Annotated in this window: 10 protein-coding genes and 2 pseudogenes; 6 read left to right on the top strand and 6 right to left on the bottom strand. The window is 67.6% G+C overall.

The window, feature by feature from the left end:
- Nucleotides 1–323, top strand: a pseudogene (locus tag ACFOYX_RS28010) (SAM-dependent methyltransferase); the annotation flags it as partial.
- A gap of 80 nt (nucleotides 324–403) precedes the next feature.
- Here the strand turns inward: ACFOYX_RS28010 and ACFOYX_RS28015 are convergent.
- The 3 genes from ACFOYX_RS28015 to ACFOYX_RS28025 all read right to left on the bottom strand — a co-directional run bounded on the left by ACFOYX_RS28015 (nucleotide 404) and on the right by ACFOYX_RS28025 (nucleotide 2,574).
- Nucleotides 404–520 (bottom strand): hypothetical protein, encoded by a 117-nt coding sequence (locus ACFOYX_RS28015; RefSeq protein ID WP_377534540.1) that lies wholly within the window; start codon nucleotides 518–520, stop codon nucleotides 404–406.
- A complete protein-coding gene (locus ACFOYX_RS28020; RefSeq protein WP_377534538.1) occupies nucleotides 472–1,227 on the bottom strand; it encodes a C40 family peptidase in 756 nt (251 codons plus the stop codon). The genes ACFOYX_RS28015 and ACFOYX_RS28020 overlap by 49 nt, the downstream gene beginning before the upstream one ends.
- A 216-nt stretch (nucleotides 1,228–1,443) precedes the next feature.
- The gene (locus ACFOYX_RS28025) at nucleotides 1,444–2,574 is read right to left on the bottom strand and encodes an N-acetylmuramoyl-L-alanine amidase (RefSeq protein WP_322444030.1); all 1,131 of its coding nucleotides are present in this window, start codon (nucleotides 2,572–2,574) and stop codon (nucleotides 1,444–1,446) included.
- A gap of 897 nt (nucleotides 2,575–3,471) precedes the next feature.
- On the opposite strand from ACFOYX_RS28025, the gene ACFOYX_RS28030 reads away from it, so the two are divergent.
- Complete coding sequence (locus tag ACFOYX_RS28030; RefSeq protein WP_322444031.1) at nucleotides 3,472–3,681, top strand: hypothetical protein; 210 nt, start codon at nucleotides 3,472–3,474, stop codon at nucleotides 3,679–3,681.
- A 121-nt stretch (nucleotides 3,682–3,802) separates the two neighbouring features.
- On the opposite strand, the gene ACFOYX_RS28035 is transcribed toward ACFOYX_RS28030, so the two are convergent.
- Entirely contained in the window at nucleotides 3,803–4,849 is a 1,047-nt protein-coding gene (locus ACFOYX_RS28035; protein WP_322444032.1) for a glycoside hydrolase family 3 N-terminal domain-containing protein, read from the bottom strand.
- 657 nt (nucleotides 4,850–5,506) lie between these two features.
- Between ACFOYX_RS28035 and ACFOYX_RS28040 the strand changes: the two genes are divergently transcribed.
- Together ACFOYX_RS28040 and ACFOYX_RS28045 are read left to right on the top strand one after the other, a co-directional pair.
- The gene (locus ACFOYX_RS28040; RefSeq protein WP_322444033.1) at nucleotides 5,507–5,794 is read left to right on the top strand and encodes a GNAT family N-acetyltransferase; all 288 of its coding nucleotides are present in this window, start codon (nucleotides 5,507–5,509) and stop codon (nucleotides 5,792–5,794) included.
- Nucleotides 5,795–6,105: 311 nt separating this feature from the next.
- A pseudogene (locus tag ACFOYX_RS28045) lies at nucleotides 6,106–6,429 on the top strand (VTT domain-containing protein); the annotation flags it as partial.
- Between the two features lie 9 nt (nucleotides 6,430–6,438).
- Here the strand turns inward: ACFOYX_RS28045 and ACFOYX_RS28050 are convergent.
- Entirely contained in the window at nucleotides 6,439–7,170 is a 732-nt protein-coding gene (locus tag ACFOYX_RS28050) for a polysaccharide deacetylase family protein (protein ID WP_322444034.1), read from the bottom strand.
- Nucleotides 7,167–8,177 (bottom strand): glycosyltransferase family A protein, encoded by a 1,011-nt coding sequence (locus ACFOYX_RS28055; protein WP_322444035.1) that lies wholly within the window; start codon nucleotides 8,175–8,177, stop codon nucleotides 7,167–7,169. Before ACFOYX_RS28055 ends, ACFOYX_RS28050 begins: the two co-directional genes overlap by 4 nt.
- A 534-nt stretch (nucleotides 8,178–8,711) precedes the next feature.
- On the opposite strand from ACFOYX_RS28055, the gene ACFOYX_RS28060 reads away from it, so the two are divergent.
- Together ACFOYX_RS28060 and ACFOYX_RS28065 are read left to right on the top strand one after the other, a co-directional pair.
- Nucleotides 8,712–9,476 carry a phosphotransferase gene (locus ACFOYX_RS28060; protein ID WP_322444036.1) on the top strand — a complete coding sequence of 255 codons (765 nt, stop codon included), beginning with the start codon at nucleotides 8,712–8,714 and terminating at the stop codon, nucleotides 9,474–9,476.
- 135 nt (nucleotides 9,477–9,611) lie between these two features.
- On the top strand, nucleotides 9,612–10,216 hold a 605-nt coding region (locus ACFOYX_RS28065; RefSeq protein WP_377534539.1), incomplete at its 3' end, for a hypothetical protein.

Raw genomic sequence — 10,216 nt, forward strand, 5'->3', positions numbered from 1 at the left:
CAGCGGAACATCCTGTCCCACCCAACCGCCAAGATCAAATGTTACGACCGGCTGAACCTGCCGAATTCACCGACCTCGCCGGCTTGGTCGACGCTGCTGAGCAGGCCGGCTGGACGCCGGTGTACGCCCATGTCAGCGACGCCGCCGAGTGGGACGACTACGAATGGTCGTGGATCGGCTCGCTCACCGAGTGGGCGCTTGACAATCCCGGCCATCCGGACGCTGCCGAGGCACTCACCGTCGCCCGGGAGCACCGCGATCAGTGGTTGCGCGGGTACCGCAACGTTCTGGGCTTCGTGACGCTGGTGCTGCGCCGTATCTGATCGTGGTCCGGCTTCACTCTCATGGCGCGATCTGCTCGCTGCGATCCTGCTGATGCTCCGAGCGCCAGGCGGGATCTAGATTAAGGACCCACGCCGGTTACGGGACTCACAATGCGCCGTATCGCTGCGATCTGGTTGAACCAGTTGCTCAGCCGGGTGATCTTGATGACGCCGCCGGTCTGCGGGGCGTGGATGATGAGGCCCTGGCCGAGGTACATGCCGACGTGACGAGGGTTAGACATGCTGCTTCGCTGCCGGGAATCAGGACGAGGTCACCGGGCAGCATGAGCGCCTGATCGTTTACGGGTTGCCCGGCCTTGACCTGGTCGGCAGTGACGCGGGGGATGGAGATGCCGGCCGCCCGGTACGCCGACTGCATGAGCGACGAGCAGTCGCATTGCCGGGCTGGGTCGTCGGAGTGCGGGTCGGTGCATGATCCGCCGAAGTGGTACGGGTGCCGAGTTGGTTCAGGGCCCAGGAGATGGCGGTTGTGACGGCGGGCGGGGTGTCGGTGGGTAGAGCGAACCCGTTCGGGAGGGCGGCGGGCGCGTCGTTTGCGCAGTCGGTGAGGGTGCTGGTGAGCTGCTCCACTAGGTGTAGGGCGTCGTCGGTCCACTTCGCGTATGCGGTCGGGAGGGCTGAGACTTGGACTGCCTGGGCGGCCTGGGTGAGCGGCATCGACTCCCAGCCGGGAACGGTGAGCAGCTTGTCGAAGAACTTCCCGGCCTGGTAGGCGGGTTCGGACAGTTGGTCGACGCCTGCCCCAGGCCTGGCTCGGGCGCTGCTGGAACACCCCGATCGAGTCGTGGTCGTTGCGGTCGCCCAGGTGGGGCACGGTCGTTGGTGAGGTCGACGGCCAGTCGTACCGGGTCCGCCCCGTAAGGGTTGAGATGCATAAGGCCATTACAGCAGGCGTTCCGGGCCGCGGTCGCCTCCGCGCCCAGCCTCGACGTGCAGGTGCCGATGCCACCGGCCCAGGCCAACTGGTAACGCCCCGCGTCGCGGACAGCAGCCTGTTGCGGGACCGGTCATCACGACGTCCGGCCGACCGGCGTGTCAGCGCTCCAGCGCCTACGTCGGTCGGGTCCGGATCGTCCTGAAACCAGCGAGCAGGCGGCGTTCAGTACTGGAAGGCCGAACGAACTGAGCCGCCGACAATCGCGCACCACGTGTCCACATCGACCTTCCCATTGGGTACCAGGCCGTGTAGGCGCTGCATGTCCTGAACCGCCTTCATGGTGCTGTGGTCGAATTCGCCGCTCATCGTGACGTCGTCGTACCCCTTGCGGCCGAGCAGGTACTGCAGCGCGTTGACGGGAAGACCGTTGGCGTCTTTGTCGAGGGTCGGCACAAGCGCTTCCCAGGTGGCCGCGTCGAAGGTCGCGTCCGGGTCGACCCGAATCCCGTGGTTGGCTTGGAAGTCGGCCACGACGGCATTCATGTCGTAGCCGAAGTCGCCGTTCGGGGTCAGCGGGTACCCGAGATCCGCGAGCAGGTACTGCGCGACCTGCACAACCGGGCCGTCGACGAAGCGCCAGATGTCGGGCCACCGGCGTGCGGGGATGTCCGGCTGTTGTGTAGCGAGTGCTGCCGCGACACGCGAGCGCACCATCGGGAACAGCCGGTAGAAGGCGGTGCCCGGGCACTGGGTGGTGTAGAAGTCCCAGTGGCCGAAGATGTCCCATGGCTGCAGCCGGAACTGCTGGCACACCGCGGTGCACAACCTCACCAGCGCGTCGAGCAGTGCGTCCGGCGGCGTCTCGGTGATGTACGTGCCCTCGTTCTCGATCCCGATCGCGTTCCCGTTCTCGCCCGGGCAGTGTGCGGAGATGACCTGGTGCCCGCCCGTGTCGAGCGTCTGCAGGCTGCGGTGGCGGCCTTCCAGCACGTAGCCGCCACGGCTGACCGTGAAGTGCTGGCCGGTGTCCGCCCAGCCGTTGACGTCCATATGCAGGTTCTGACAGTCCCGCGCCAGTTGCATCGCGTGGTCGCGCGAGTAGTCCGTGACGTTCGGGAACGCCATGTGGTGCAGGATGATCTTGTTGGTGACGTTGCCGGTGATCTGAATCGCTCCCCTTGGCGGGCGCGCACCCCATGTGTCGCAATCGATGATCCAGGGGAACATGGCGCTGGGCGCGGCACCCGCTGGTGCCACCGCGAACAGTTCAGTGCCGACGACCGCCGCGATCCCGGTACCCAGACCTGCCTTGAACAGGGTGCGACGACCGACCTCGGGCCGATGAGTTGACATGCGCTGCCTCCATGAGGGGTGTGGAACAACAACGACAACTGTTGTGGGTCGGTGGACGGTATTGATGTACGCCAGTGAAGCCTGAATGCAAACCGGACGTCCGGTCGTTCAGATCCAGCGGGGCGGACCCCGCGTTCTCGTGCCAGAGCCGGTCGAGGGCGGTCACCACGTACGTGTACCGCTTGCCCGGCTCGGCCGTCGGGTCGGTGTACGTCGTGCCGCGCACCGTTGCCACGAGGGGCGCGGCGTTGGCGAGGTCGTAGCCCTCCGGGATGGTCTTCCCGTCGAAGCGGTACACCCCGTTGGAGGTCACCTCGCCGAACGGGCCGGTCCTGCTCGCCGTCGGCCTCCAACGCAGCTCGACGTCGGCATCGGTCCGCTGGCCTCGGTGACCACCGGGAAAAGCAGCGGCTGATCTGGGCCCGAGGCGGGCCCCCACGCGGGCAGGAACGCCGGGCGGCTGTGGTCCTCGGCGGCGAGAATCGTCTCCGAGTTCAGCCGATTCGCCCGCACCTGCACGGCGCTGAAGTGCACGTCGCCGAGCATCGGCCGTCGCCGTGCCGAGAAGACGGAGTGGGCGGACTGACATGATGCCACCTTCATCCGCGAGGATCAGTGGTGAAACATTTCGACTATTCCACCGCAACGCTTGGCAATTTTCAACAGGTCAAAAGTCAACGGCCGGCTGCGGTGGTGGAACACCGCGGCCGGCCAGGCCGCCGACTGTCGGCCCGATAGGTCCGACTTGTCGCTGTAACGGTATTACGACGCCCGACGCCGCTCAAAAGTAAGGTCGGGGTGCGCGGCCTCCTGCAGCGGGCGGGACCGTCCGACCCCGCGGTCCCGCTCGGTCCCTAATCCGAACACCGCACGGCAACGCCTCGCACAGGAGTAGCCATGGCCCAGTTGGAACCGCGAACCCCACCACCCCCATGGCCGCCGCGCGCCGATGTCGCGTCGGATCCGTCTCCGAATTGGAACGCATTTACGCAGTGGATCCGGGTCAAGCGGCAGCGCTCCGACAAGTGGTGGCCATATGCCGTGTTCGGCGGGATCACCTTGCTGATCGGGTGCATCGCCATGGCGGTCGTCGCATTGGCCCTATGACGTCGGCGACCGCGCCGCCAGGACTTGCTTCTCCCGCTGCGGGTGGACCCGTTCGGCTCTACCGGTCAGATGTGCTCGGCGCAACCCGGTGTCCACATTCCGGGGAAACCTCACTAGACGGTCATTGGAGACGGGCTCGCAGGTCGGCGATCCGATCCGCCGCGGCGATGAAGCTGGCGGCGTCGAGCTGGCCCCCGGTCTGGGCGTTGACCAGGGCGGCGGTGGCGGCTTCGCCCTGGCTGACGTCACGAGCGGAGCACAGGATGAGGTCCATGCCGGCGGTCGCGGCGGCGACCGCGCGCTGGCCGGTGCTGCCGTAGCCAGCCAGCGCACCGGCTTCCAGGGCGTCGGTGACGGTCACCCCGGTGAACCCGATGCGGCCGCGCAGTTCCTGCCTGACCACTGTCGGCGACAGGCCGGCTGGGCGGTTCGGGTCCAGCGCCGGGTAGATGGCCCAGGACACCATGACGAGGTCGACGCCGATGGCGACGGCGGCTGAGTACGGGAACTCGTCGGTGCCGCGCAACGTGGCCAGCGACTGGGACAGGGTGATCGGCCGGGTGTCGGTGTTCTGGGCCGTTGTCGCCCGTCCCAGTCCGGGGAAGTGCTTGGCGGTGGCGGCTACGCCGGTGCGCTGCTGGGCGGTGATGAACGCCCGCCCCAGGGGCGCGACGGTGCCGGGGTTCGCGCTGTAGGAGCGCTGGTACTGGTCGATGAAGTTGCCCGCAGTGGAGTAGACGTCGAGAACCGGGGCGAGGTTGACGTTCATGCCTACTGCGGCGAGGGTGCGGCCGGCTCCGGTGCCCGCCGCGGCCGCCGCGGCCACCGGATCGGCGGACTGGCCGATCCGCTTCTCTGACAGCGCGGGCGCCCCCGACAGCCGCCGGATCAGGCCACCCTCCTGGTCGACCATCAGCAGCAGCGGCACATGGACCGGGCTTTGCGCCTGGGCTCGTCGCAACTGGGCGATCACCGAGCTGATCTGGGCGGTGCCTGCGATGTTCTCCCCGAAGAAGATCATCCCGGCGGCCTCACCGGCGCGGATGATCCTCAACAGGCTCGCCGGTGGTGTCAACCCCGGGTAGGAGTAGATGATCCGCTGCCCGGCCAATTGCCACCTGGTCAGGCCGGCCGACCTGGTCGGCGCCGGCACGGACGGTACCGGCACGGGTGACGTGCCCGGGGCCTCCGTGGGCGGCGGCGCGGTCGACGTGGACGGCGATGCCACCCGTCCGCCACCCGACCCACCGGGCGCGGACCAGATTGAGCGTGCCGCATCAGGGGCGGACGGCCCGGGCGCGGGGGCGTGCGAGGACTGGCAGGCGACCATGGCAAGGCCGAGAGCCCCGGCCGCCAGAACGATGCGAACCTTCGCCGCTGGGTACATGACCACCTCCGCGTAGCCCGCACCGATCCCGGTGCGCCTGACCGGACCCGACGATCAGTCGACGGTGACCGGTCTGCGGTGTTCCGATCTCATCCGCCCGCGGCAATGAACGGTGCATCCGCTCCGGCCGTGATCGCCAGCGCTGCGCCCGCGGTATGGGTGCCTCCCTGTGTCACCGGACCCCGTGCGGCAGCTCTATCAATAAGCAGTATGTGCGGGACATTCGTCGGTGACTAGTCGCCCACATCATCGCCCTACGCGGCCATTCGGCTCAACCTTCGCCCACCCGGCTCCGCGCTCTTTGCCGATGGGCCGCCGAATCGCCACACGGTGTCGGAGAGATCACCCGCGCTGGTTCTATCCTCCAGACCACCCGCACCGACATTGAATCGGTGCTCGGCCCAGATCACCCCGACACCCTGACGACCCGCCACCATCTTGCCTTCTGGCGCAGCTTGGCCGCTGACCGGTAGCAGCGACTACGCGCTGTGGGCCGGCCACATCGGGTTCGGCATCCGGCCGTCCGCGCGCCGCCGCGGGCTGGCCACCTGGGCTCTGGGCCGGATGCTCGAGGAGGCGCGGATGCTGGGCCTGGATCGGGTGCTGGCCGTCTGCGCGGTCGACAATGGCGCCTCGGCGAGGACGATCGAGCGGTGCGGCGGCGTCTTCGAAGGCGTCCGGGAGACCCGACTCGGGCCAGCCCGGCGTTACTGCATCGAGCTTTAGCGATCGGCCAAATGCGCGCTTCTGCCGTGAGTCGCTACCTTTCGCGGACGGTGATGACCACGCCGAGCATCGAGGGGCGCTATTCTGTCACGTTCGCGGACCAGCGAGGTGCGACGCGTGCCGCCTGCTCTTCCCAGGCCCGCATGCCGCCTTTGACGGGCCACGCCCGCGTCCTTCCCTCCGGCGGCAGGTCAGCGTACATGTGGCGAGCGGCGTTGTCAGCGAGGTTGCGCAGCAGCGGGACGACCGCCAGGCCGCCCAGGACGTAGACGCGTCCGGCAGCGGCACGAGCGCCAGCCGGTCCAGTCCGATTCTTCGCCTGGTACGGGGCCCGGTCGATCGTGCTGGCCCGGTTCGTGCCGATCGTGCGGACGTTCACCCCGATCATCGCCGGGGTCAGCCGGATGCACTACCGGACGTTTCTCATCTACAACGTGCTCGGCGGGGCGCTCTGGGGCATCGGCGTCACCGTGCTGGGCTACTTCCTCGGCCAGATCGCCTTCGTCAAGTCCAACATCGAGTTCATCCTGATCGGCATCGTGGTGATCTCCGTGGTACCGATCGGCATCCAACTGCTCCGGTCCCGGCGGCACGCCGCCCAGGCGGCGCCCGATGAGGCGACGATCCGAGACTGAGGGGTCCCGTCAATGGCCCACGTCGGGCTGGTAGGCGGGCACGTCGAGCAGTTCATCGACGGTGACGAACTGAAAGCCGCTGGCCAGTAACGCCTCGGCGGTCAGCTTCACTGCCTCGACGGTCTGGCTGCGGTTGCCGCCTCGGGCATCGAATCCGTCATGGAAGATCAGGATGGTGCCGGGCCTTGTCTTCGCGACCGCTGCGCGGGCGATCGCCGCCGCGTCGATCTGCAGTACCTCGAGGGCGTGGCAGAACACGCCGGACACCGGCTGCAATGCCGCTGCTCGCAACATCCGCAGCAGCACGGGATGCCGCCACAGCCAGGGAGTGCGGGCCAGCGCGGGTGCGCGGCCGACGTACCGGCGAAGGACCTCCTGCGTCCGGTGGACCTCCCTTTCGTAGCGGCCGGGACGAAGGTAGCTGCTGAAGCTGTGGGTCAGCGAGTGGTTACCAATGACGTGACCGGCGGTAACCATTCGTCTGGTCGTGGCGGGGTGCCGCTGCACGCAGCTGCCTACCTGGAAGAAGGTGGCGCGGATGTGTCGGCTGTCGAGGTAGTCGAGGATCTGGGAGGTGTACGGCTCGTTAGGGCCGTCATCGAAGGTCAGTGCGACGACCCGGTTCGTCGAGGGTCCCCGGTAGGGGTAACGGCCGAACAGTTGGCAGTAGGGAGACAGGAATGTCCAGTAAATGGCGACGAGGATGGCGATGAGGAGCAGCCCGCCTGCAAGCCACCTCATCGGTGTCCGTCCTGGCCCGCCCTGATGTGCCGCAGGAACCAGTGGTAGGTGTCGGAGACCCGCCCGGCTGGCGCCGCGAAGGGAATCGCCAGTAGCGCTGCGGCCGCGACGCTGCCGATGGTGCGCCAATGGCGGGTCGCGGCGCGGCTGGTGCGGAAGGCGGGTGCGGATCCGAGGACGCGGCGGCCGAACAACCTGTTCAACAGGTACGCCAGCAGATAGTGCACGAGCAGCGTGACGAACATGTTGTAGACCAGGCCGCGGGTCAGTCGTCGCCCGGAGCTGTGGCTTGGATTGCCTGGGTCATACACCACGCGACCCTGACGGCGTAACCTGCGCAGCAGGTCCAACTCGTCGCCACCCTGCGTCAGCCTCGTGTCGTAGCCGGGAAAGTGGTCCCGGCGCACGGCAATGTTCGTCGCGGTCACGTAGAACACCCGCCCGGTCAGCCGGTAGGCCAGGCCGACGAGCCCGAACAGCAGCCGGGCGTACAGTCGTCCCCAGTGGGGACCGTCCTTGTACCGGCAGGGGCCGACCACCCCCACGACCCGGTTGTCCGCGGCGAACGCACGGTGGATCTTTTCCAACCAGTCCGGGGCGTAGGTGGTGTCGGCGTCCGCCGAGACGATGATCTGGCCGCGACTGGCCTGGGCACCGCGCTGTCGAGCCGCGCACACGCCGCGCTCGTGCTCCGTCACCACTGTCGCCCCGAGGTTCCGGGCTATCGCGGCTGTGGCATCGGTGCAGTTGTTGTCCACGACGATGATTTCGCAGCCGCCCACGACGCGTTGGGCTTGCAGCGATGCGATTGTCGCACCGATGTAGTCGGCTTCGTTGAAGCAGGGGATGACCACACTGAACCGTACGCCCACTCCGTAACCTTCCGATTGCTCCAGGATGCCGCGGCTTTCGCAGCCGGGCACCCGGCCCGGTATCCGGCCAGTTATCCACGACACCGTCCGGAAGGAGACGGCCATCGTCGCGGTTTCCTGCTGCCTTTCGGCCACCGGCGTTCGCTTCTCGCGTCATCCTGTTCCCGCCCGGGGAGCTGGGCCTTCCTCACGGTCGGCTTACCGCCTACCGGCACAGCGGCGGCGGACCCCGTCGGGGTTTCCACGTTCCACACTCACGAGATGCGACCGGGTTGGGTGTCCTCTCTACCCTGGGGACCGGCGGTGCTTCCCTGACCGGATGCCGTGCCCGGCCAGCGCCTGACGCCTCACGACGGCCCGTCCCAACACCCCGCCCGAGCATCCCACCGCGCGGGGCCACTATTCACGAGGCATCAACGAAGGTTTACGCGATTCACCCGTCCGGCCTGCCCCTCACCCGTGGCCCCCTCGATGGGACGAGGACCCTTCGGCTTTCCCTCGGGCTTCGCACCCCGCCGTTACCAGCAGCGCACGCCAAGGGCGGGGCCAGGCAGCAAGCACGCGCCCGGGACTACACAACCGACATCACGCCGGTCCTCCTAACTGCGAGTCCACTCGCAAAGTGCGACCTCGTGTCGCAACGGCAGATGAGTACGTTCTACAGCGCGGGTGCGGGAGGACGTGGTGGAACTGAGCGGTGATGAGCCGGAGCGGCTGCCCGGCGGTTTCGTCAATGGTGCCGTGCGTGTGGGCGACACGGTGCGGCGATCGGCCTCGCCGTCCGGTGGGTTCGTTCAGGATCTCCTGCGGTATCTCGAGCACTGCCAGTGGTCGGGGGCTCCGCGTCACCTCGGCTTCGATGATCAGGGTCGCGAAATCCACACCTTCCTGGGAGGGCATGTGGCCTGGGAGGAGACACAGCCGGCCGAGGTGCGATCCGACGAGAGTTTGGCGGCGGTGGCCCGCCTGGTGCGCCAGTTCCATGATCTGACCGCGGGTAGCGACCTTGCCGGTGATCAGGAGGTCGTCTGCCACAACGACCTGTCGCCGAAGAACACCGTCTACCGCGACCTCGGATGCGGCCTGCGGCCGGTGGCTTTCCTCGACTGGGACCTCGCGGCGCCCGGAGCTCGGGTGCACGACGTCGCCCATGTGTGCTGGCAGTATGTCGGCCTGGGACCGCGAGCGGACGTCACCGAGGCTTCCCGGCTGGTGCGGTTGATCGCGGATGCGTACGACTTGCCGGCTCGGAAGGAACTGATCCGGACGATCCTGTGGTGGCAGGACAGATGTTGGAAGGGAATCTCGGCCGCTGCGGACGCTGGCGAGCCGGCAATGGTGCGGCTGCGTGCGCTCGGCGCGGTGGACGACGTTCGGGCGGCCCATCGGTGGACAGCCGAGCATCGTCTCTTGCTGGAACAGGCGATGTTGTAGGTGTGGCGCTGACGAGCGGCACAGCAGCGATGCATTCAACTCGGCATGACAGCGCAGCGCAGTGGGCTGGGCGCGGCCAACGCGCGGACAGCGGCAGATCCGCGCAGGGCGCCGGGACGGCTCGGGGTCTCTTGGATGATGACCGCCATGCCCGTTCCCTGGCGATCAAGCGCCGAGGCGTTCGCCCAGTACCTGACAAGTCATGGTCTTGAGGCCGCCCATGTCCTCGACGTTGAGGCAGCCTGGCAGGCTTTCAGCGAGTTCTTGCAGGTGGAGATCGACGGCGTCGATCCAGACCCCGACTCTGACGCTGACGGCTTCATCCTTCAATGGGGCCACTACTCCTGGAACGGGCACCGCCCGTCGCTGACGTTCACCCGGCAGTTGGCCATCGTCGGAGACGGCCCCTGCGTGGATCCGGAGTACTGGCAGCTCAGCCTTCAGATGCGCTTTGACGACGGGCCTGATCTCACGGGTATCGACGCCTTGCCCGAGCAGGATACCGGCTTCAACTTCGCACCAATCGGCCCTCATCGACACGCCGCAGTGGCTGAAATGCGAACCCACATGGAGCAGCACCCACAAGTTCAGGCTGCATGGCGCGCGAAGCCGACTGACAGCGAACTCACCCTCGACCCGCGCCGATTAGCCCGCGGGCCCACCGATCGCGGCATAGAAGCGCACGTGACCTTGGTGGTTCTCACCTCGACCCTGCTGGAGGCCAGCCCCAAGAGCGAGGC

The sequence above is a fragment of the Micromonospora sp. GCM10011541 genome (genome assembly GCF_042650725.1).
Classification (GTDB): Bacteria; Actinomycetota; Actinomycetes; order Mycobacteriales; family Micromonosporaceae; genus Micromonospora; species Micromonospora sicca.

What these genes read in the sequence shown, in the direction of transcription:
- ACFOYX_RS28030 (WP_322444031.1), top strand. Translation starts at nt 3,472, where the DNA reads ATGGCCCAGTTGGAACCGCGAACCCCACCACCCCCATGGCCGCCGCGC.
- ACFOYX_RS28020 (WP_377534538.1), bottom strand. Translation starts at nt 1,227, where the DNA reads ATGGCCTTATGCATCTCAACCCTTACGGGGCGGACCCGGTACGACTGG.
- ACFOYX_RS28025 (WP_322444030.1), bottom strand. Translation starts at nt 2,574, where the DNA reads ATGTCAACTCATCGGCCCGAGGTCGGTCGTCGCACCCTGTTCAAGGCA.
- ACFOYX_RS28050 (WP_322444034.1), bottom strand. Translation starts at nt 7,170, where the DNA reads ATGAGGTGGCTTGCAGGCGGGCTGCTCCTCATCGCCATCCTCGTCGCC.